Here is a 20,111-nt window from a genome sequence, read left to right on the forward strand (position 1 = left end):
CGATCCTGCTCCAGCCACCCCCAGCGCCGTCGATGACAAGACGCTCAATGCGCGGGTGGATGACATCCTCAAAGCGCGCCAAGTCAAACAGCCATGGTGTCCCGGCCCTGAGCACCCCTGGCGTCGTCTCTTCAGCGCTCCGCCCTCATGGGCTGGCCCATGGGCCAGCCCATGAGGACATACCTTCGGCGTCAAACCGGACATTTCTAACTTGCTCAGAGGGCGGACATTTCTACTTTGCCTTGACAGGGGGCGGCGACGCGGCGGCGCGCTCTCGCTTGGCGCGCCGGCACGAAGCGGCAGGTTCAATCGGCGGTCCAGGCGTCGATGCCCGCCAACACCAAGCCACCCAGCAGGATCAAAGTGATGTCCACGCTGCCCAACTTGAGCACGTAGGGGGCAAAAAACAGCGCCAGGAGCGCAAAACCGACCAGACCGGCCACACGGGATAAGGGCTTCATGATGCGGTTCGCTCCTCGAAGATCGTGATCAACGCACGTGCGGCCCGCAGCAAGCGCGCATCCTGCCGCGCCGCACCGATGGCCTGAATACCGGATAATCGACGGCGCGAATGTCCTGCGCGCGCTGCAGGCGCTCGCGCAGCGTGGGGCTGAGCGCGTCGCTACGCTGATGGAAGGCGTGGTGCAGAGCCAGCGCCAGCTCGGCGTCGTTGACGGTGGCATGCCACGCCACGGCGCGCTCTACCACCGCCGGCAAGGGCACTTCGTCCACGACCCCGTCCATCACTGCGATGAAGGCCCGTAGCGCGCGCCGGTGAAGACCATCGCGAAGATGGCCGGAAAGAAAAAGACGAGATAGAGCACCAGATCGACCTTGGCCTGGGTGCGCTGCGACCACTTGCGGTAGAGAAAGTCGCCGCGCACGTGCGCGCCGCGCGACAGCGCGTAGGCGCCCGCCATCATGAACAAGGCACCGTAGAGGGTGTAGCTCATGTCGAATGCCCATTTGGTGGGGCTATTCAAGCCGTAGCGCATCACCACCTCCAGACAGGTGCTGGCGGTGAGCACCAGCACGCACCAAGCAAAGGCATGACCGATGCCTCGATTCAACAGGTCGATCGTTCGGATCCAGCGTTCCATCGTCGCTCCCGTGTGGGGTCGCACATCACCCACCGGCGCGGCGCCGGTGGGCCGGCAGACCGCCGCCGCTCAGCGCGGCAGGCGAATCTTGTGCACGTGCTCGAAGGCCAGCTTGTTGTCGGCTTCGTTGGTGAAGTGATAGAAGCCCACCCGCCGCGACCAGGCCCGGAACGAGTCGTTGACCTCTTTGAACATATCGACTTCTTTTTCGAGCTTGGCGACCACCTTGTCCCACGCCTCGAGCTGCGCCTTGTAGATGTCCTGTGAGGTGCGCGACACCTGCACCTTGTGCTTGACGATGAGCTCTTGCAGATCGCGCGAGTAGTTGTCGTGGGCCAACGCCGTGTTGGCGGTGGAAGCGGCCTCGGCGGCGTATTTCAGAATCGCCTTCAGGTCGGCCGGCAGTGCGTTGTACTTGTCCTTGTTGAACAGGATCTCGAAGAACTCCTGCGCCTGGTGGTAGGAGCCCATCGAGTAGTACTTGGCCACGTCCTGCGCGCCGAAGCGCATGTCGGACGTCGGATTGTTGAACTCGAAGGCGTCGATGACGCCGCGCTGCATGGCCGGCACGATCTCACCACCGGGCAACTGCGCCACCGCCACGCCCATTTCCTGCAGCATGTCGGCGGCCAGACCGACGGTGCGGTATTTGAAGCCCTTCATCTCGGCGGCCGTGCGCGGCGGACGGTTCTTGAACCAGCCCAGCGGCTGACACGGCATCGGGAGGCAGAAAAAGCCGACCACGTTCAACCCCAGCTTGGCCAGCAGCTTTTCGTAGAGCTGCTGGCCGCCGCCTTGCGCAATCCAGCTCAGCGCAATCTCGGGCGTGGCAACGCTGACCGGGCCGGCACCAAACAGCGAGGCCACCTTGGACTTGCCGTACCAGTAGGCCGTGACGTGGTGGCCGGCATCCAGCACGCCCTTGCTGACCGCGTCCATGATCTCGAACGGCTTGACGACGGCCCCGGCCAGCAGATATTCCAGCCGCAGGCGGTTGCCCGCCATCTTACGGGCGCGGCCACGGCAGCGGTGGCCGCCTTGCGGAAAAAGCGCCGCCGCGAGGCTTGCGGCACGGCGGCGCGCGCCTGAGGGTCGGCAGGGCTGTGGGTCAGGGTCGGTTGTTTCATGGCGTCTCCTCTGTCGTTGGGTGGCCGGCGGCGAGGCGCGCGCGCCGCCAGAGCGCCGCACACAGCGGACACACCCCATCGACGCCCTCGAACGCACACCGTCGATACAGTCTAGGGTACCGGCCGTCGAACCGCCAGCCCCGCGCATCCGGACTTACCCTAGGCCGCTGTCACTTGCGCTACTGGGCGCCACGGGGCGTGGGGCGGCGGTGCGCAGGCCCCTGCCCCACGCGGGGCAGCAATGGTAGAGCGCCCCCGCGCCGTGGCCCGGCTGCGGGGCTCGCCCGTCGGGCCCACACCGCCACATCCACCCGCACGGCACGCCCGGGGCGACAGACGCACTAGAATTGACGTTTACGTAAACGTCAATATTGCGCCCACCCCATCCTGTGCCACACTTGCGCGCAGACCCACCGCCGAGGAGACTGCCGATGACTGAGCTCAGCGCCGAATTTCAAGCTCTGGCGCAGTACCGCCCGACGCACAAGGTGCGTTTCGTCACGGCCGCCAGCCTGTTCGACGGGCACGATGCGGCCATCAACATCATGCGCCGCATCCTGCAGAGCATGGGAGCGGAGGTGATCCACCTGGGCCACAACCGCTCGGTGGACGAGGTGGTGACCGCGGCGCTGCAAGAAGACGTGCAAGGCATCGCGGTGAGTTCCTACCAGGGCGGGCACGTCGAATATTTCAAATACATGGTCGATCAGTTGCGCGCGCGCGGCGGCGAGCACGTGCTGGTGTTCGGCGGCGGCGGCGGGGTGATCGTGCCCAGCGAAATCCGGGAGCTGATGGACTACGGCGTGGGGCGCATCTACAGCCCGGAAGACGGCCAGCGCATGGGCCTGCAGGGCATGATCGGCGAGATGCTGATGCGCTGCGACCGCGATTTGTCGGTCTACGCCCCCAAGACGCTGGAGGCGATTCGCGGCCACGGTGACGCCGCGTGGCGCGCGCTGGCGCAGCTGATCACGGCGGTGGAAAACGGTCAACTCGACGGCGGCCTGCTGGCCGAGCTGCGCGCGGCCGCAGCGGGCGCGCGCGTGCCGGTGCTGGGCATCACTGGCACGGGCGGCGCTGGCAAGTCGAGCCTGACCGACGAGCTGATCCGGCGCCTACGCCTGGACCAGGACGATGCGCTGCGCATCGCCGTCATCAGCATCGACCCGTCGCGGCGCAAGAGCGGCGGCGCCTTGCTGGGCGACCGCATCCGCATGAACGCCATCGGCCCGTGGCAGCAGGGCCCGCGCGTGTACATGCGCAGCCTCGCCACGCGCGACTTCGGCAGCGAGATCTCGGCCGCGCTGCCGGATGTGATCGCGGCCTGCAAGGTGGCGGGCTTCGATCTGGTGATCGTCGAGACCTCCGGCATCGGGCAGGGCGACGCCGCCATCGTGCCGCACGTCGATGTGCCGCTGTACGTGATGACACCCGAGTTCGGCGCTGCCAGCCAGCTGGAAAAAATCGACATGCTGGACTTCGCCGAGTTCGTGGCCATCAACAAGTTCGACCGCAAGGGCGCGCTGGATGCGCTGCGCGACGTGGCCAAGCAGGTGCAGCGCAACAAGGAAGCCTGGGGCCAGCCGCTGGAGGCGATGCCGGTGTTCGGCACCATGGCCGCTCGCTTCAACGACGATGGCGTCACGGCGCTGTACCAGGCGTTGCTGCCGCGCTTGGCAGCGCTGGGCTTGACACTGCCACTGGGTGTGGAGGGCGGCCGGCTGCCGCGTGTGCACACGCGCCACAGCACGCACTCGGTGCCGATCGTGCCACCGGCGCGCAGCCGCTACCTGGCCGAAATCGCCGCGACCGTGCGCGGCTACAAGCAGCGCGTGCAGCGCAACGTGCGCTTGGCGCGCGAGGCGCAACAGCTGCGCGCCAGCGCCGAGATGCTGCGCATCGACAAACCCCTGCGCGCCAAGGCCGCCGAAGCGGCGCTGGAATTGGCGCAACAGCGCGAGGCGCTGCTCGATCCGGACGCGCGCAAGCTGCTGCAACAGTGGCCCGATATGCAGCGCGCCTACGCAGGGGATGAATATGTGGTCAAGATCCGCGACCGGGAAGTGCGCACCCGGCTCGTGCACACCACGCTGTCGGGCAACAAGATCCGCAAGGTGGTACTGCCCAAGTACGAAGACCACGGCGAGCTGCTGAAGTGGCTGATGCTGGAAAACGTTCCGGGCAGCTTCCCCTACACCGCCGGTGTGTTCGCCTTCAAACGCGAAAACGAAGACCCCACGCGCATGTTTGCTGGCGAGGGCGACGCCTTTCGCACCAACCGCCGCTTCAAGCTGCTGTCCGAGGGCATGCCGGCCAAGCGGCTGTCGACGGCGTTCGACTCGGTCACGCTCTACGGCCATGACCCCGACCCGCGCCCCGATATCTACGGCAAGATCGGCAACTCGGGCGTGTCGATCGCCACGCTCGACGACATGAAGGTGCTCTACAGCGGCTTCGATCTGTGTGACCCCGCCACCAGCGTGTCGATGACCATCAACGGCCCGGCGCCGACCATCCTGGCGATGTTTTTCAACACCGCCATCGATCAGCAGATCGACAAGTTCCGCGCCGACAATGGGCGCGAGCCGACCGACACCGAAATCGCCAAGATCAAGGAGTGGGTGCTGGCCAATGTGCGCGGCACCGTACAGGCCGACATCTTGAAGGAGGATCAGGGCCAAAATACCTGCATCTTCTCCACCGAGTTCAGCCTGAAGGTGATGGGCGACATCCAGGAATATTTCGTCCACCACAACGTGCGCAATTTTTACTCGGTGTCGATTTCCGGCTACCACATCGCCGAAGCCGGTGCCAACCCGATCAGCCAGCTCGCCTTCACCCTGGCCAACGGCTTCACCTACGTCGAAAGCTACCTGGCGCGCGGCATGCACATCGACGATTTCGCGCCCAATCTGTCGTTTTTCTTCAGCAATGGCATGGACCCGGAGTACACCGTGCTGGGCCGCGTGGCGCGCCGCATCTGGGCGGTGGCGATGAAAGAAAAATACGGCGCCAACGAGCGCAGCCAAAAGCTCAAATACCACATCCAGACCAGCGGCCGCAGCCTGCACGCGCAGGAAATCGCCTTCAACGACATCCGCACCACGCTGCAGGCGCTCATCGCCATCTACGACAACTGCAACAGCCTGCACACCAACGCCTACGACGAGGCCATCACCACGCCCACCGAGGAAAGCGTGCGGCGCGCGATGGCGATTCAGCTCATCATCAACCGCGAGTGGGGGCTGGCCAAGAACGAAAACCCCAACCAGGGCAGCTTCATCATCGAAGAGCTGACCGAGCTGGTGGAAGAAGCCGTGCTGGCCGAGTTCGAGCGCATCGCCGAGCGCGGCGGGGTGCTGGGGGCGATGGAGACTGGCTACCAGCGCGGCCGCATCCAGGACGAGAGCATGCACTACGAGATGCTCAAACACACCGGCGAGCTGCCCATCATCGGTGTCAACACCTTCCGCAACCCGCACGGCGACCCTATCCCCGAGTCGCTGGAGCTGGCCCGCTCCACCGAGGAAGAAAAGCAGTCGCAGCTGCGGCGCCTGGCCGACTTCCACGCCCGCCACGCGCACGAGGCGCCCGCGATGCTGCAGCGCCTCAAAGACGCCGTGATCGAAAACCGCAACGTCTTCGAGGTGCTGATGGACGCGGTGCGCTGCTGCTCGCTGGGCCAGATCACGCAGGCGCTGTTCGAAGTGGGTGGCCAGTACCGGCGCAATATGTGAGACGCCGGCCGGGGCTGCACCGACGCCGTCACTCCACCGGCCAGGCCACGCCCTGCTCGGTCAAGATGGCGTCGAGCGGCACGTCGTGTGGCTCGGGCTGCAGCCAGGGCACGAAGGCGCTGGCAAACGCCAAGCCCACCGTAAACGGCCTGGGCTGCAGGGTAGCCAGCGTGCGGTCGTAAAAGCCACCGCCGTAGCCCAGGCGGTAGCCCCCGGGGCCATAGCCCACGCAGGGCACGAACAGCAGCGTCGGCTGCACCACCTCGGTGTCCTTGGGCTTCGGGATACCGTAGGCATCCTCCTCCATCGGACAGCCGGGGTACCAGACGTGAAAGCGCAGCGTGCCCGCCACCTTGTCGATGACCGGCAGCGCCAAGCGGCGGCGCTGGCGCGCGCGCTGTGCGTCCTGCACGTCCGCCGCTTCCTGCCACCGGTGCAGCGCCGGCAGCGGATCGAACTCACCTTTGATCGGCCAGTAGGCGCCCACCACGGTATCGTCACGCTGCACCATCCACACGCGCATGACGCGCTGCAGGGCCTCGGCGCGCGCCAACCGGTCGGGCAGCCGCGCGCGCTCGGCAATCAGCCGCGCCCGCCAGGTACGCTTGCGCGCACCGGCGTCTCGAGCATCCGGCTGACACGGCGGGTCGATCTTGTCCATAATGGGCCTCATGCAAGGACAGTTCCCTCAGCGCACCCCACCGACCGCAACGCCCAGGGCCGGCACACCGGTGCGGTGCCTTTGGCGCATCTTACCGCCCGTGCGCCGGGCCGCCGGCTGGCTGGCGACGGCTAGCCTGGCCAGTGGCCTGGCCTGGGGCCAGAGTCTGCCGAGCGGGCCGCGCGTCGAAAGCGCGCCCGCCTCGGCTGCGATGCCTGACGATGCCGCCAGCCGCACGCTGTTGGAGATGCGCGCGGCCTTTCAGCGGGGCGACGCCGCCCGCCTGGCGCAGCGCCTCGCGCAACTGCAGGGGCACCCCTTGGAGCCGCTGGCAGCGTACTGGACGTTGCGCGCCCGGCTCGAGCAGGCCACGACCGAGGAGATACGCGCCTTCCTGGCACGCTGGAGCGGCACGTACTGGGAAGACCGTCTGCGCAACGATTGGCTGCTGCAATTGGGCGCACGCGGTGACTGGGCGACGCTGCTGGCCGAAGCGGCGGCGTTTCGCATGGCCGACGACCCCGAGGTGCGCTGCTGGGTGGCCTTGGCGCGTATCGAACGGGCAGACGCGGCTCCCGAGGCCGTGGCCAGCACGGTACGCGACGATTGGCTGGGACAACGCCAAGCGGGAGCCGGCTGCGCCGCCGCTGCGCGGCGCTTGATCGCCGTCGGTGCCCTGCCGGCCGAAGCCGCCTGGCAGCGCGCCCGCCTGGCAGCCGAGGCCGGACGCAGCGCGGTGGCCATCCAAGCGGTGGCGCTGCTGGACCCCGCTTGGGCTGCGCTGGCCGAGCGTGCGTTGCAACAGCCCCAGCGCTACCTGGACGACAAATTCACCGCGGTGCGGCACCGCACCAAAGAAGTCGTGACACTGGCCCTGATTCGGCTGGCCGCAGCGGACCCGGAGGCCGCCGCCCGCGAAGCCAGCCATCTGCGCTGGCGGGCCCAGCTCACCGCCGAGGAGCAGGCCTGGGTGTGGGGGGCAATTGGCAAGCGTGCCGCACAGCGCTTGTCGGATCAGGCACTGGCGTATTTTCAGCACGCGGGCAACGCGGCGCTGCCCGACGAATGGCGGGAATGGCACGCCCGCGCGGCGCTGCGCGCCGGCCACTGGGCCGAGGTGCGGCGGGCCATCGCGTTGCTCAGCCCGGCCAAGCAGGCTGAGCCGGGATGGGCCTACTGGCAGGCCCGTGCCCTGCAAGCCAGCGGCGACCTGGCCGATGCCGAGCGTGCGCGTGGCCTGCTGCAGCGCATCGCCGGGCCCGAGGGGTTTTACGAACAACTGGCTGCCGAGGCGTTGGGCCAGCCAGTGACCCTGCCGCCAGCGCCACCACCGCCCAGCGCCGAGGAGCGAGCGGCGGTGCGCGCCCAACCCGGCTTGCAACGCGCGCTGCTGGCCATCGAGCTGGGCCTGCGCAGTGAAGGCGTGCGCGAGTGGCATTACGAGGTGGCGCTGCACACACCCGGCGGGCTGCCCGAGCGGGCACTGCTGGCGGCGGCGCAGTGGGCCTGCGAGCGCGCGGTGTGGGACCGCTGCATCAACACCAGCGCGCGCACGCGAACGTTGGTGGACATCGGCCAGCGCTACCCCACGCCGTGGCGCGAACTGGTGGTGCCACGGGCACACGCCGTCGGGCTCGACCCGGCGTACGTTTACGGCTTGATTCGGCAGGAGAGCCGTTTCGTGACCGACGCCCGCTCCCACGTGGGCGCGGCGGGCCTGATGCAGTTGATGCCGGCCACCGCACGCTGGACGGCGCGCAAACTCGGGCTCGATGGCTTCGAGCCCACCCGTGTGGCCGACCCCGAGCTCAATGTGCAACTCGGCACCGCCTACCTGAAGTTCGCCCTCGACGACTTCGAGGGTTCGATGGCGCTGGCTGCCGCGGCCTACAATGCGGGTCCGGGGCGCGCGCGTCAGTGGCGCCAAGGGCCGGTGCTGGAAGCGGCGGTGTGGATCGAAAATATCCCGTTCGAGGAAACGCGCGATTACGTCAAGCGCGTGTTGTCCAACACCACGGTATATGCCGCGGTGCTGAGCGGGCAGCCACAGCGCCTGGGGGACCGACTGGGCCGCATCGGTCCGCGGCTGGCCACGGCGCGCGCACCCGACTCCGAGTTGCCATGAGCGCAGCGCCACGGCGATAATGTCCGATTCGTATGGTTGCAGCGCGCCGCTTGCCCACGCCCGTGTGGGGCGTGGATCGTGTCGGCGACGCCACTCAGACGGTATCCGTGACGCAGCGCCCTACGTCCCCTTGTGAGGCAGGCATGAAACACGTGCTGGTTCTGGGCGGCACCGGCTTCGTCGGCCGCCATCTGTGCGAACAACTCACCCGCGCCGGGGTGCGCGTGACGGTACCCACGCGCCACGCGGAACACGCCAAGGCCATCCAAATGCTGCCGATGGTCGATGTCTGCGTGGCCAACGTGCACGACGACCGCGTGCTCGAGCGGCTGTTGCCCGGCCACGACGCCGTGGTCAATCTGATCGCCGTGCTGCACGGCAACGACCAGCGCTTCCAGCACGTCCACGTGGAACTGCCCCAGCGGCTGGGGCAGGCGATGTTGGCGGCGGGCGTGACGCGCTTGGTGCACGTCAGCGCCCTGGGCGCCGACCCCGCTGGACCGTCGCGTTATCTGCGCTCCAAAGGCGAAGGCGAAGCCGTGCTGCGTGCGCTGGCCGACGCGGGTCTGGCCCTGACCATCCTGCGCCCCAGCGTCATCTTCGGCGCCGAGGACCGCTTTCTCAATCTGTTCGCCCGCCTGCAGGCCAGCCTGCCGGTGGTGCCACTGGCCGGTGCCCAGGCGCGCTTTCAGCCCGTGTGGGTGGGTGACGTGGCGCGCGCCATCACGGTGTGTTTGCAGCGGCCGCACACCATTGGCCAGACCATCGAAGCGGTCGGCCCCGAGGTGTGGACGCTGCGCGAGCTGGTCCGTCTGGCCGGACGCCTGAGCGGCCACCCGCGGCCGATCATCGGATTGCCACGGGCACTGGCGTATTTTCAGGCCCTGCTGATGGAGTGGCTACCGGGTGAACCGTTGTTGACCACCGACAATCTGCGTTCGATGGAGGTGGACAACGTCGCCAGTGGTACCCTGCCGACCCTGGCCGACCTCGGAATACAACCCAGCGCGGTGGAGCCGGTGGCGGCGCGCTACCTCGACAGCGACGGCCCCGCCGATCCCCTGATCGGTCTGCGCCGCACCGCCCACCTGCGGCGCTGAGGCGCGACGGCGCAAAAAAAGCCGCCATCCGGCAAGGGGCCGGCTGGCGGTCAAGCGCTAACCCCAGCGCACGAAGATCGGTCAGAATTTGCGGCTGAACTGCACGCCAAAGCCGTTTTGGTGCATGCCGATGCGGGTGCCCGTCGGGTTCATCTGCATCGAGCTGAAATCGACGCTCGGGCCGACGACGTTTTCGCGCTTGCCGTGCCACAGCGCAAAGGTCCACTCGGTGCGCGCATCGGGCGCGTAGGTGGCGCCGAACGTGACGTGCTTGCGGATGACGCCTGGCGCCAGGATGTTGAACATCGCATCGTCCGGCCGAATGGGGTTTTGCCCCTCGTTATAGCCAGCGCGCAGCGTCCAGCGCTCGTTCATCTGCCACTGCACACCGAGCTTGACGACGCTGATGTCGCGCCAACCGAATCCCGGCCCCTGCGCGCCGCCCAGCGGCTGCCCGGCCATCACCTGCTGCAGGCTGGGGTTGGCGATCGATGGCACGCCGCCGTAGCGGATGCGGGTGGCGTCCAGCGCCAGAGTGAGCGTCGGCGTCGCCTGCAGCGCCACACCGACGCCGTAGTTGGCCGGAATGTCGAAGTCGCCGCTGCCAGCGAACAGCCCGCGGTATTTATCGAAGCGGCTCATGCGAATCTTGGGCGAATAGGACGCACCCACGGTCACGCGGTCGCCCAGCTTGCCGAAATAGCCCACGCGCACACCGATACCGGTGCTGTTGTCCTTGCCGCGGTTGGTCAGATTGGCCGGGTCCGACGACATCATGCCAAACGCCTGCAGGCCGTAGGCCTCGAAGCGTTGCCACACCAGCAAGGGCGACACCCCCAGCGCGTGGCCGTCGGCCACTTGCCACGCCACCGTGGGGGCGACGATGAGCTGCATCAGGTCCACGCCCAGCTTGCCTTGGCCGCCTAGTAAGTTGACGCCGTTCGGAAACGGCGCGTAGGAGGTGTTCATCCCCCCGTTGCCGTACACCGTCAGCCCCACGGCCATGCGCTCCGACAGCTTGGCGCTGTAGCCCAATTCGGGGATCAGGAAGGCGGTGCGGCCACTTTCCACCACCGGCGTCTGGCCAACGAACTGGGCGTCGCGGTAGGGCCGGAAAATTTCGCCACCAATCTCCAAGCGGCTGCCCGCGAACATCGCCGCGGCGGGGTTGTTGACGCCGGCAAAGCCGTCCTGCGCCAGCGCGATTGAGGCTCCGCCCATGCCCTTGGCCTTGAGGCCAAAGCCGTGCGGAAAATAACCGTTGGTGGCCCAGGCCGCCGGCGCCACGCTGGCAGCGGCGATGAGGGTCAGCGCCAGCCGGCTGGCACGAACGGACGGCGCTTGGGTGTGACGTGGTTGCATGCGATGTCTCCTCGTTTTCTGCAGGGGTGGAAATGCGGCGCGCTTCTGGGCGGCGCGCCGGCACGAAGCGGCAGGCCAAACCAGCTGCCAGACAAGACCTCAGAATTCGCCCTTGGCGGCGCGCTCCATCATGTCCCAGACGGCCTGCCGCACGCTCCACGCCTCCTCCTTCAGCGGCGAGGGCAGCTTGCGCCCCATTTTGACCATCATGTCCATGTTGAGGGTGTACAGCCACAGGCCGTCGGCGCGCTCGACCAACGCGATGCGACAGGGCATGTAGGCGGCCATGTGGGGGCTGAAATCGGCCATGCGGCGCGCGATGTTGGGGCTGCAGAACTGGTAGATGGTCAACACCGGCTCTTTTTTGCCCGAGCGCGCCTCCAGCTCCTTGGACAGCGGCAGCGTGCCGACGTCGCGCATGTTGTGCTCGACCATCACGTTGCGCATGATCTCCTCGACCTCGGCCACGCTCAGGCCGGGTTTGACCTTGCGCTCCCAAGTCGTGGCCACCGCGATGTCACCGCCTCCCTCGATCCAGCGGTCCCACATCTTCATCGCCTCGGCGCCGGCGCCGTCTTCCAGCTTGCCGATCGTGGCCACGGTGCCGCAGCCACCCAGCAGCGCCGCTGCTGCCGACAACACCACCACGGCGGCGCGGTGCCGCCAACGTTGCGTCATTTCACCCATGTCGTTCTCACTCCTCTGTACCCCGACGGGGTTTGACAAAACTCAAGGCAGTGACAGCGTAGCGCAAGCGCCAGCGGCCGCGCATCCGCATTTACCCTAGGGGGTAGGGTGTTAGAGCACGACATGCACGCTGACCAACGAGGTCATTCGACGGGCCACCAGCGGCATCGGTACCGTGCTCGAAAGCCGCTGCGCTGACGCCGGCCCCGCAGCGGCGACTTTTTTGGCACACTGCGGGTTTGCAGCCAATACCGGGGTCCGCCATGACTGACAACTCACCTGCCCGCGCCGCCTGCCAAGACCACGGCACCACGCATACGACGTCGCGCTACCGCAGCGAGCATCAACGCGACGTCGTCAACCGCCTCAAGCGCATCGAGGGTCAGGTACGCGCGCTCATCGAGATGGTCGAGGCCGGCCGGCCGTGCGAAGACATCGCGCAGCAGATGTCGGCGGCGCGCAAAGCCATGGACAAGGCGTTTTTCCGCATGATGGCGTGCTCGGTCATGGAGTCCGTTGCCGTCTCGGACGATGAGACACTGCGCGAGGTCGAGCGCTCCACACGCATCCTGGAAAAGTACGCCTGACAGCGGCCGCTGCGCGGCGGGTCTGCGATGGAGATCTACCTTGTCGGCGGAGCGGTACGCGACGGGCTGCTCGGACACTTCCACGAGGCGCACCGGCACCCCGACGGCAGCGTGCACGCCGACCGCGACTGGGTGGTGGTAGGCGCCACCCCCGAGGCGATGGCGGCGGCGGGCTACCTGCCGGTGGGACGTGATTTTCCGGTCTTTCTGCACCCCGACACGCGCGAGGAATACGCGCTGGCGCGCACCGAGCGCAAAACGGCGCGCGGCTACCACGGCTTTGCTTTTCACGCGGCGCCCGATGTCAGCTTGGAGCAGGATCTGGCGCGGCGCGACCTCACCATCAATGCGATGGCGGTGCCGCTGCAGGCGTTGGACGCCAACGGACACTTCGACCCCGCCGACCCGCGTCTGGTGGACCCTTACGGCGGCCGGCGCGACCTGCGCGCCAAGGTGCTGCGCCACGTGACCCCGGCGTTCGCCGAAGACCCGGTGCGCATTCTACGCATGGCCCGTTTTGCCGCGCGCTGGCCCGACTTCAGCGTGGCACCCGAGACGATGGCGCTGATGCGCGATATGGTGGCGCACGGTGAAGTGGACCACCTGGTGCCGGAGCGCGTCTGGCAGGAACTGGCGCGTGGGCTGATGGAAGTGCGCCCGTCGCGCATGCTGCAAGTGCTGCGCGCCTGCGGTGCATTGCGCGCACTGCTGCCCGAGGTGGACCGCTTGTGGGGTGTGCCGCAGCGCGCCGACTATCATCCGGAAGTCGATACCGGCGTGCACCTGGAGCTGGTGTTGGACATGAGCGCGCGCCTGCAGGCGCCGCTGGCGGTGCGTTACGCCTGCCTGTGCCACGACCTGGGCAAGGGCACCACCCCGGCCGACGTGCTGCCGCGCCACCTGGGGCACGAAGAACGCAGTGCGCGCTTGGCGCACGCCATCGGCCAGCGCTGGCGCGTCCCCAGCGACTGCCGCGAGCTCGCCGACGTGGTGGCGCGCGAGCACGGTCACATTCACCGCTGTGAGGGACTGTCGGCGGCCGCCACCCTGCGCCTGCTGCAGCGCTGCGACGCGCTGCGGCGGCCGCAGCGCTTCGAGCAGGTGCTGCTGGCCTGCGAGTGCGATGCGCGCGGCCGCCTGCACCACAGCGAGCGCCCCTACCCGCAGGCCGAGCGGCTGCGACGCGCCCTACAGGCCGCTTTGGCCGTGGACACCAGCGCCATCGCGGCGCAGGTGCAGCAGGCCCACCCGAACGCGCGCGACCTGGGGCCGCGCATCGGCGCCGCCATCGCCCACGCACGCGAACGCGCGATCGCGCGCGCCATCGATCCCTGCCCGGCCTCCCTCGGGGCATGAGGCGCTCGTCGGGAAATAAACCACGCGCGCCAGGCTACAACGACCTTGCCCCACCGTGTCGTCGTATCGCCGGCACGGCGGACGCACGGCGCTTGCGCACTTGCCGCTCAGCGCGTGCTGGCCAGCACCGCCTGTACCCAGCGCACGATATCGGCCTGTCCCATCGCGCCGGCCTGGCGCGCCACTTCACGTCCGCCGACGAATAGCGCCAGCGTTGGAATGCTGCGAATGCCAAAGCGGGCCGCCAGCTGCGGCTCGGCCTCGGTATCCACCTTGGCCAGGCGCACGTGCGGCTCCAACTGGCGCGCCGCCGCCTCGAAGGCTGGGGCCATCATGCGGCACGGCCCGCACCACGGCGCCCAAAAGTCCACCAGCACGGGTATCTGGCTGCGCCCGACATGGCGCTCGAACGCTTCGCTGTTCAAGGCAACCGGGTGCCCGTCGAACAGCGGCCGATGGCAGCGGCCACAGTCGGGGGCGGCGCCGAGCTGATCGGCGCGCACGCGGTTGGTGGTGTGGCAGTGGGGGCAGACGATGTGCAGCGGTTCGGTATTCATGACGGCTCCGATGGTGCGCATGGCACCGTTGACGATGACCGACAGATGGGGACACGGCAACGCATTTCAACAGATACCCCGCCCTGTATCAAGCGCATGTGGCTACGGCGATGGTGCGCGGCCTGGGTGCGACGACACCGCCACTGGCCAGCGCGTCCCATCCGCTCGCCGCGAGTGGTACCTACACCCAACGCGCGATGGCCGAGGCCAGCAGGCTCAGCAGCACGGTACTGGTCAGCGGAATGAACCACTCGCGCCCGAAGAGGCGAAAGTAAAAATCGCCCGGCAACCGGCCCAGGCCGAGCCGCCGCAGCAGCGGGGTCATCCAGCTGATGAGCACCAGCGCCAAAAAGATGACGATCATCCAGCGGATCATCGGCTGACCTCCCCGAACCGATCGGGCATCATGGACGTCTGATCCAAAGGCGCAGCGGGCACGACCCGCCTCCTCACAAGGTGTGGGTGCGATCGCCGCGCGTAAAGCCGAGCGGGACCCAGCCACGGCTGCACGCCGGCGGCGCGAAGGCGATGACCTTGAACAACTCGCCCATCTCGTGCTCGTGCACGAGCTTCAGCGCCGCCGCACGCTCCGGCAACGGGGCGGCGTCCAGCCCGTCGAGCAGTCCAGCGTTGAGCAAGAAGCGGCCCTGGCTGGTGTAGCCGATCACGGTCAGACCCGCTTCTTGCGCCGCCACGGCCACACCGGTGAAATCGACGTGCGCCGTGATGTCCTTGCTGCCGACGTCGCGCAGCGGGTCGTCGTCGCTGCGGTGCGCGCGGTGGCACATCAAGGTGCCCATCCACCGCTGTGGGTGGTAGTACTCGCGCTCGGGAAAACCGTAGTCGATGAAAAACGCCGCCCCGCGCCGCAGCCGCTCGCCCAGCGTGCGCACGAAGGCTTGCGCCTGCGGATGGATCTCCGTGAGGTAGTCGTGCGTCCCCGGTATCGGCAGCGGCGGACGCAGCTCGGTGGGCCGGTCGGACCAAGCCAGGCGCTGCGCCGTCGCGTCCCACACCACACCGCGCTCGTGCCACACGCCATCGATGCGATGCAGCAGCGTCACCGGCATGGCGTCGAGCACCTCGTTGCCCAGCACCACGCCTTCGATCGCCGCGGGCAGTCGTTCGTGCCACGTCACCCGCCCGGCCCAGGGGGCCAGCCGCTGCGCCTGGCGCTGCCGCAGCGCCGCCGACAGCTCGACGATGTGGTAGCGCACCGGCCGGCCAGCAGCCGGCGCGGACATGGGCGGGTCGCTGGTGGCCAAACGATCCGGCGCGCCCGCAGCGGGTGGCGCACCCGTGGCGCAAGCGGCCTGCGCGGCCGCCCACGTCTGCGCGTCATCGAGCGCGCCGAGCAGCTGAGCCGCCAGCGCGCCGTCGCCAGCGCCGAACTCCCAGACCTCGCGCGTGCCCGTGGCCAGCAGCGCCTGCGCCACCTGGCGCGCCAGCACCGCGCCGAAGCGCGCGCTGAGCACCGGCGCGGTGATGAAGTCGCTGCCGTCGGCCACACCAGTGCCGAACAGCGCACCGCCGCGGGCGTAGTAGCCCTCGCCCGGGGCATACAAGGCCAAGGCCATGAATGGCTCAAACGGCAGCCAGCCGCCGGCGTCTTCGATGGCCTCGATCAGGCGCGCCTGCAATGGGCTCGCTACACTTGCGCGTTCGTGATCATTCCGGACATTCACCCTGCGATTGTCCCTCAACACCGCCGTCGCACCATGCCGTCTGCTTTGTCCGAATTTCCGACCGTCCTCGTCACGGGGGCGGGCAAGCGCCTAGGGCGCGAGATTGCGTTGACGCTGGCCGGCGCGGGCTGGAACGTGGCGGTGCATTACCGTCACTCGGCAGCCGACGCGCAGCAAACCGCTGCCGACTGCGCCCGGGCCTGTGGCCGCGCCGACGGTGCCGCGACGTTCTGCGCCGATTTGGACGACGAAGCCAGCGTGCGCGCGCTGCTGCCTGCCGTGCTGCGGCACTTTGGCCGGGTGGATGCGGTGATCAACAGTGCCTCGCGCTTCGAGTACGACGACGCGGCCCACTTCACCTACGCGCAGCTGGACGCGCACATGCGCAGCAACACCGCCGCGGCAATCGTGCTGGCACAGCAACTGCACGCCCACCTGTGCGCCCAGCGCGTGGCGCACTTGGGCGTGGTGGTCAATCTGCTGGACCAAAAGCTCTGGAATCCCAATCCGGATTTTCTCAGCTACACGCTGTCCAAGGCAGCGCTGGAGGCGGCCACCACACTACTGGCGCAAGCCTTGGCGCCGCGCGTGCGCGTAGTGGGCGTGGCCCCGGGTCTCACCTTGACCAGCCCCTATCTGAGCGCCGACCAATTCGCCGCCCTGCACCGCCAGTCGCCCCTGGGGCGCTCCTCCACCCCCGAGGAAGTGGCCGACGCGGTGGCGTTTGCCGTGCGCAACCGGGCACTGACCGGCACCACTTTGCTCGTCGACGGCGGCCAGCATCTGATGCGCTTCGAGCGCGACTTTTCGATGATGTGAGCTCGCCGTCCATGGCCAAAACCCCGCTGCCGGATACAGGCCGGCAAATCCTCACACTGACGGGGCTGCGCTTCGACGCCAACCTCGGCATTCTGGAGCACGAGCGTCAGCGTCCGCAGCCGATTCGCGTCGACGCCGAACTCAACCAGGGCCCGCAGCCGCTGCTGCCGCACGACGACGACATCCATCACGTGCTCGACTACCGCAAGGTGCGCCAGATCATCATCGACGAGTGCACCGCCGAGCATGTCAACCTGCTGGAGACGCTGATCGGCAAGCTCGCCCACCGGCTGCTGCAGCTGCCCGGCGTCATTGGCGTGCGGGTGCGCATCGCCAAGCTCGAGATCTTCGACGACTGTGAGGTGGCCATCCACATGGAATGCGGCCAGTGGTGAGGCGGGATGGCGTGCCGCGCTCGAGCGCAAACGCACCGTATGCGCGACAATCGCACGTCATGGACGTCGCGTTTGAAAATCGCAAGCTCGAAAAGCGCCTGTGCCGGCTGGTCGGTCAAGCCATCGACGACTACCGCATGATCGAGGACGGCGATCGGGTGATGGTGTGCCTGTCGGGCGGCAAGGACAGCTACTCCCTGCTCGACATCCTGATGCGGCTGCAGCGGCGGGCGCCGGCGCGCTTCGAGCTGGTGGCGGTCAATCTGGACCAAAAGCAGCCCGGCTTTCCGGCCGAAGTGCTGCCCAACTACCTGCGCCAGCTCGGCATCCCGTTTCACATCGAAACCCAGGACACCTACTCCATCGTCAAGAAGGTGGTTCCGGAGGGCAAGACGATGTGCAGCCTGTGCAGCCGGCTGCGGCGTGGCATTCTGTACCGCGTGGCGTGCGAGCTGGGCGCCACCAAAATCGCACTGGGCCACCACCGCGACGATATTTTGCAGACGCTGCTGCTCAATATGTTTTTCGGCGCCAAGCTCAAGGGCATGCCGCCCAAGCTGGTCAGCGACAACGGCGAACACGTGGTCATCCGTCCCCTGGCCTATGTACCCGAAAAGGACCTGATCCGCTGGGCCCAGGTGCGGCAGTTTCCCATCATCCCGTGCAGCCTGTGCGGCAGCCAGGACAACCTGCAGCGCAAGCAGGTGGGCGACATGCTGCGCGAGTGGGACAAGCGCTTTCCCGGCCGCGTGAACAATATGCTCAAGGCGCTGCAGAATGTGGTGCCCAGCCACCTGATGGACCGCGGTCTGTTCGACTTTGCGGGTGTGCGCGCCACCGGCCGGCCAGAGGCCGACGGCGACCTGGCGTTCGACCCGCAGACACTGCCGCTAGTGGCCTCGTTCGCGGACGGCGATGACGAGGAGGCGCTCGACGCCGCGTCGTGGGCCAGCCCGGCGATGACGCCGACGGTGGCAGGTGCGGCAGGCAGCGCCGACAACGCCTCCACGCAGGCGCAGCGGCGCGTCATCGCGCTGAGTCCAGCGCCCTGATGGCATCCGACGAACCTGGGCAGCCTGAAGCGATGAACGCCGATCACACGATGGCACGGCGCGCAGCGGCGCTGATGGCGCTTGCCGCCGCTGTGCTGCTGGGTGGCTGCGCCAGCACGGTGCGCCTGGAGCATGAGGTTCGCAGCCAAGCCGCCTGGACGGCCGCGCCTCCGGCGGCCGGTGAGCGCTACCGCTTCGAGCGCCTGCCCTCGCAGCGCAGCGGCGACGCCGAGCGCGAGCAGGCCATGCTGGAGCGGCTGGCCGAACCGGTACTGGCGCGCTACGGCTTGCAGCGGGCCGAGGCCAGCGAAGCGGTCAGCGCCGTGCCGTGGGCGGTGCAGATCGTGGCGCGCTCGGTGCGTTATCCACACGCGCCGTGGGACCCGCCCGAGCCTCGGCCGGCGTGGCTACCCCACGGGCAGGTGATCCTGGGGCGTGGGGTGGTCAGTGGCATCGGCTTGCACTGGACGTTGCGCCCACCGTACTACGTGCGCGAGCTGGCGCTGACGGTGCGCGACCGCCGCAGCGGCGAGGTGGTGTTCGAGAGCCGCGCAGTACAGGATGGCCCATGGGCCGACAGCGAGGCGCTGTGGTCGGCCCTGCTGCAAGCGGCGCTGGACGGCTTTCCCTCGCCGCCCACCGGGGCGCGACGGGTGGTGATCGAGTCACCGCGTCCCTGACGCGCACCCTCCTGTGCAGCGCTCAGGCCGCCACCGCCTGAGCGTGTGCCAGCACGCCGCGCAGCGCCTCGGCCAGCTCCTTGGCTGCAAATTTGGCCACGTAGGCGTCGGCGCCGGCACGCTGCACGTGCCGCTCGTTGGTGTCTCCGGTCAGTGAGGAGTGGATCACCACCGGAATGGCGCGCAGCGCCGGGTCGCCCTTGATCTGGCGTGTGAGCGTGAAGCCGTCCATCTCGGGCATTTCCAGGTCGCTGAGCACCACCGCCACCCGATCGGTCACCGGCACACCCTTGGCCTTGGCGTCGGCCGCCAACTCCTGCAGCGTCTTCCACGCTTCCTGCCCATTTTTGGTCATGATGAAGGGCAAGTGCAGGGCTTTGAGCTCTTGCTCGATCATCGATCGCGCCACGAACGAGTCATCCGCCGCCAGCACCACCGCCCCGGGCTTCAGACGCACGGCATGACCCACGTCTTCCTGCTTGACCTCGACCGCCTCGCTGGGCATGACGCGCTGCAGAATCGACTCAACGTCGAGAATTTGCACCAGCTTGACGCCGCCTTGGCCGTCGTCCAAGCGGGCGATGCTGGTGACCAGGCCGCGCGCCACCGACGCCGTGTGGTCGGCCGGCAGAATCTGACTCCAGTCCAGCCGCACGATATCTTCCACCGACTCGGCCGCGAAAGCCTGTGTGGAGCGGGCGAATTCGGTGACCAGCATCAGGTTCAGCCCGGTTTCGGGCGTGCAGCCGATGACGGCGGGCAAATCGATGACCGGAATGACCTGTCCGCGCAGATTGACCATGCCCAGCACGTGCTGCGGCGCGCCCGCCATCGCCGTCAGCGGCGGCATGGCCACGATCTCGCGCACCTTGAAGACGTTGATGCCGAACAGCTCCGACTGCGCCGCGTTCGGCGCTCGCCCCAGGCGGAACAGCAACATCTCGAACTTGTTAGAGCTGGTCAGGTTGGTCCGCTCATCGACCTCTTTTTGGAATGCCGTGCTGCTCATGGGGGGCTTTCGGTGGGTGGATACGGGTCTGCCATTGAGCGCGTCGCAGCCGCCGACGTGCGCTGGATGACG

The 20,111-nt window shown here is 68.0% G+C and carries 20 protein-coding genes; 9 read left to right on the forward strand and 11 right to left on the reverse strand.

Annotated features, from left to right (window positions below; genetic code table 11):
* Positions 1-305 precede the first annotated feature (305 nt).
* The 4 genes from Tchar_RS13735 to Tchar_RS07190 form a co-directional block, all read right to left on the reverse strand.
* On the reverse strand, positions 306-461 hold the full coding sequence (locus Tchar_RS13735) for a hypothetical protein (protein ID WP_161595476.1): 156 nt from the start codon (positions 459-461) through the stop codon (positions 306-308).
* A gap of 28 nt (positions 462-489) precedes the next feature.
* Positions 490-744, reverse strand: coding sequence for a hypothetical protein (locus tag Tchar_RS07180; protein WP_144328373.1), 255 nt, complete (start codon positions 742-744; stop codon positions 490-492).
* Positions 744-1,100: a TRAP transporter small permease subunit gene (locus tag Tchar_RS07185; RefSeq protein ID WP_236640375.1), complete on the reverse strand. Its 357-nt coding sequence runs from the start codon at positions 1,098-1,100 to the stop codon at positions 744-746. The genes Tchar_RS07180 and Tchar_RS07185 overlap by 1 nt, the downstream gene beginning before the upstream one ends.
* A gap of 69 nt (positions 1,101-1,169) precedes the next feature.
* On the reverse strand, positions 1,170-2,105 hold the full coding sequence (locus tag Tchar_RS07190; protein ID WP_201739326.1) for a TRAP transporter substrate-binding protein: 936 nt from the start codon (positions 2,103-2,105) through the stop codon (positions 1,170-1,172).
* A 553-nt stretch (positions 2,106-2,658) separates the two neighbouring features.
* On the opposite strand from Tchar_RS07190, the gene icmF reads away from it, so the two are divergent.
* Complete coding sequence (gene icmF / locus Tchar_RS07195; RefSeq protein WP_144328375.1) at positions 2,659-5,964, forward strand: fused isobutyryl-CoA mutase/GTPase IcmF; 3,306 nt, start codon at positions 2,659-2,661, stop codon at positions 5,962-5,964.
* Between the two features lie 28 nt (positions 5,965-5,992).
* On the opposite strand, the gene Tchar_RS07200 is transcribed toward icmF, so the two are convergent.
* Positions 5,993-6,625, reverse strand: a complete 633-nt coding sequence (locus tag Tchar_RS07200) for a 5-formyltetrahydrofolate cyclo-ligase (RefSeq protein WP_144328376.1) — start codon at positions 6,623-6,625, stop codon at positions 5,993-5,995.
* A 211-nt stretch (positions 6,626-6,836) separates the two neighbouring features.
* On the opposite strand from Tchar_RS07200, the gene Tchar_RS07205 reads away from it, so the two are divergent.
* The gene (locus tag Tchar_RS07205; RefSeq protein ID WP_236640376.1) at positions 6,837-8,750 is read left to right on the forward strand and encodes a lytic transglycosylase domain-containing protein; all 1,914 of its coding nucleotides are present in this window, start codon (positions 6,837-6,839) and stop codon (positions 8,748-8,750) included.
* A gap of 143 nt (positions 8,751-8,893) precedes the next feature.
* Positions 8,894-9,850 (forward strand): complex I NDUFA9 subunit family protein, encoded by a 957-nt coding sequence (locus Tchar_RS07210; protein WP_144328378.1) that lies wholly within the window; start codon positions 8,894-8,896, stop codon positions 9,848-9,850.
* A gap of 81 nt (positions 9,851-9,931) precedes the next feature.
* Here the strand turns inward: Tchar_RS07210 and Tchar_RS07215 are convergent, their stop codons facing one another.
* Both Tchar_RS07215 and Tchar_RS07220 read right to left on the reverse strand, forming a co-directional pair.
* Positions 9,932-11,212 carry an OmpP1/FadL family transporter gene (locus Tchar_RS07215; protein ID WP_144328379.1) on the reverse strand — a complete coding sequence of 427 codons (1,281 nt, stop codon included), beginning with the start codon at positions 11,210-11,212 and terminating at the stop codon, positions 9,932-9,934.
* Positions 11,213-11,311: 99 nt separating this feature from the next.
* Positions 11,312-11,899 (reverse strand): DUF302 domain-containing protein, encoded by a 588-nt coding sequence (locus tag Tchar_RS07220; protein ID WP_236640377.1) that lies wholly within the window; start codon positions 11,897-11,899, stop codon positions 11,312-11,314.
* A 263-nt stretch (positions 11,900-12,162) separates the two neighbouring features.
* Between Tchar_RS07220 and Tchar_RS07225 the strand changes: the two genes are divergently transcribed.
* Together Tchar_RS07225 and Tchar_RS07230 are read left to right on the forward strand one after the other, a co-directional pair.
* Entirely contained in the window at positions 12,163-12,486 is a 324-nt protein-coding gene (locus Tchar_RS07225; RefSeq protein ID WP_144328380.1) for a metal-sensitive transcriptional regulator, read from the forward strand.
* Positions 12,487-12,513: 27 nt separating this feature from the next.
* Positions 12,514-13,842: a multifunctional CCA addition/repair protein gene (locus Tchar_RS07230; RefSeq protein WP_144328381.1), complete on the forward strand. Its 1,329-nt coding sequence runs from the start codon at positions 12,514-12,516 to the stop codon at positions 13,840-13,842.
* A 107-nt stretch (positions 13,843-13,949) separates the two neighbouring features.
* Here Tchar_RS07230 and trxC read toward each other — a convergent pair whose 3' ends face one another.
* From trxC to Tchar_RS07245, 3 genes are all read right to left on the reverse strand, one after another.
* Positions 13,950-14,399: a thioredoxin TrxC gene (trxC, locus tag Tchar_RS07235; protein WP_144328382.1), complete on the reverse strand. Its 450-nt coding sequence runs from the start codon at positions 14,397-14,399 to the stop codon at positions 13,950-13,952.
* Between the two features lie 181 nt (positions 14,400-14,580).
* A complete protein-coding gene (locus Tchar_RS07240) occupies positions 14,581-14,775 on the reverse strand; it encodes a DUF2905 family protein (RefSeq protein WP_144328383.1) in 195 nt (64 codons plus the stop codon).
* Positions 14,776-14,848: 73 nt separating this feature from the next.
* Positions 14,849-15,976 (reverse strand): class I SAM-dependent methyltransferase, encoded by a 1,128-nt coding sequence (locus tag Tchar_RS07245; RefSeq protein WP_144328415.1) that lies wholly within the window; start codon positions 15,974-15,976, stop codon positions 14,849-14,851.
* Between the two features lie 141 nt (positions 15,977-16,117).
* On the opposite strand from Tchar_RS07245, the gene Tchar_RS07250 reads away from it, so the two are divergent.
* The 4 genes from Tchar_RS07250 to Tchar_RS07265 are packed head-to-tail and all read left to right on the forward strand — an operon-like array spanning position 16,118 to position 19,030.
* Complete coding sequence (locus Tchar_RS07250) at positions 16,118-16,903, forward strand: SDR family oxidoreductase (protein WP_144328384.1); 786 nt, start codon at positions 16,118-16,120, stop codon at positions 16,901-16,903.
* A gap of 11 nt (positions 16,904-16,914) precedes the next feature.
* Positions 16,915-17,298 (forward strand): dihydroneopterin aldolase, encoded by a 384-nt coding sequence (locus Tchar_RS07255; RefSeq protein ID WP_201739327.1) that lies wholly within the window; start codon positions 16,915-16,917, stop codon positions 17,296-17,298.
* Positions 17,299-17,357: 59 nt separating this feature from the next.
* Complete coding sequence (ttcA, locus tag Tchar_RS07260; RefSeq protein WP_144328385.1) at positions 17,358-18,350, forward strand: tRNA 2-thiocytidine(32) synthetase TtcA; 993 nt, start codon at positions 17,358-17,360, stop codon at positions 18,348-18,350.
* A gap of 32 nt (positions 18,351-18,382) precedes the next feature.
* Positions 18,383-19,030, forward strand: a complete 648-nt coding sequence (locus Tchar_RS07265) for a DUF4136 domain-containing protein (protein ID WP_144328386.1) — start codon at positions 18,383-18,385, stop codon at positions 19,028-19,030.
* A 22-nt stretch (positions 19,031-19,052) separates the two neighbouring features.
* Here the strand turns inward: Tchar_RS07265 and Tchar_RS07270 are convergent, their stop codons facing one another.
* Positions 19,053-20,039, reverse strand: coding sequence for a chemotaxis protein (locus Tchar_RS07270; RefSeq protein ID WP_144328387.1), 987 nt, complete (start codon positions 20,037-20,039; stop codon positions 19,053-19,055).
* Positions 20,040-20,111: the final 72 nt, after the last annotated feature.

The sequence above is a fragment of the Tepidimonas charontis genome (assembly GCF_007556685.1).
GTDB classification, from domain to species: Bacteria; Pseudomonadota; Gammaproteobacteria; order Burkholderiales; family Burkholderiaceae_C; genus Tepidimonas; species Tepidimonas charontis.

Excerpts from the sequence above, each read along its gene's own strand:
- Tchar_RS13735 (WP_161595476.1), bottom strand. The coding sequence starts at position 461 with ATGAAGCCCTTATCCCGTGTGGCCGGTCTGGTCGGTTTTGCGCTCCTG.
- Tchar_RS07180 (WP_144328373.1), bottom strand. The coding sequence starts at position 744 with ATGGACGGGGTCGTGGACGAAGTGCCCTTGCCGGCGGTGGTAGAGCGC.
- Tchar_RS07185 (WP_236640375.1), bottom strand. The coding sequence starts at position 1,100 with ATGGAACGCTGGATCCGAACGATCGACCTGTTGAATCGAGGCATCGGT.
- Tchar_RS07190 (WP_201739326.1), bottom strand. The coding sequence starts at position 2,105 with ATGGCGGGCAACCGCCTGCGGCTGGAATATCTGCTGGCCGGGGCCGTC.
- icmF (WP_144328375.1), top strand. The coding sequence starts at position 2,659 with ATGACTGAGCTCAGCGCCGAATTTCAAGCTCTGGCGCAGTACCGCCCG.
- Tchar_RS07200 (WP_144328376.1), bottom strand. The coding sequence starts at position 6,625 with ATGGACAAGATCGACCCGCCGTGTCAGCCGGATGCTCGAGACGCCGGT.
- Tchar_RS07205 (WP_236640376.1), top strand. The coding sequence starts at position 6,837 with ATGCCTGACGATGCCGCCAGCCGCACGCTGTTGGAGATGCGCGCGGCC.
- Tchar_RS07210 (WP_144328378.1), top strand. The coding sequence starts at position 8,894 with ATGAAACACGTGCTGGTTCTGGGCGGCACCGGCTTCGTCGGCCGCCAT.
- Tchar_RS07215 (WP_144328379.1), bottom strand. The coding sequence starts at position 11,212 with ATGCAACCACGTCACACCCAAGCGCCGTCCGTTCGTGCCAGCCGGCTG.
- Tchar_RS07220 (WP_236640377.1), bottom strand. The coding sequence starts at position 11,899 with ATGGGTGAAATGACGCAACGTTGGCGGCACCGCGCCGCCGTGGTGGTG.
- Tchar_RS07225 (WP_144328380.1), top strand. The coding sequence starts at position 12,163 with ATGACTGACAACTCACCTGCCCGCGCCGCCTGCCAAGACCACGGCACC.
- Tchar_RS07230 (WP_144328381.1), top strand. The coding sequence starts at position 12,514 with ATGGAGATCTACCTTGTCGGCGGAGCGGTACGCGACGGGCTGCTCGGA.
- trxC (WP_144328382.1), bottom strand. The coding sequence starts at position 14,399 with ATGAATACCGAACCGCTGCACATCGTCTGCCCCCACTGCCACACCACC.
- Tchar_RS07240 (WP_144328383.1), bottom strand. The coding sequence starts at position 14,775 with ATGATCCGCTGGATGATCGTCATCTTTTTGGCGCTGGTGCTCATCAGC.
- Tchar_RS07245 (WP_144328415.1), bottom strand. The coding sequence starts at position 15,976 with ATGGCCTTGGCCTTGTATGCCCCGGGCGAGGGCTACTACGCCCGCGGC.
- Tchar_RS07250 (WP_144328384.1), top strand. The coding sequence starts at position 16,118 with ATGCCGTCTGCTTTGTCCGAATTTCCGACCGTCCTCGTCACGGGGGCG.
- Tchar_RS07255 (WP_201739327.1), top strand. The coding sequence starts at position 16,915 with ATGGCCAAAACCCCGCTGCCGGATACAGGCCGGCAAATCCTCACACTG.
- ttcA (WP_144328385.1), top strand. The coding sequence starts at position 17,358 with ATGGACGTCGCGTTTGAAAATCGCAAGCTCGAAAAGCGCCTGTGCCGG.
- Tchar_RS07265 (WP_144328386.1), top strand. The coding sequence starts at position 18,383 with ATGAACGCCGATCACACGATGGCACGGCGCGCAGCGGCGCTGATGGCG.
- Tchar_RS07270 (WP_144328387.1), bottom strand. The coding sequence starts at position 20,039 with ATGAGCAGCACGGCATTCCAAAAAGAGGTCGATGAGCGGACCAACCTG.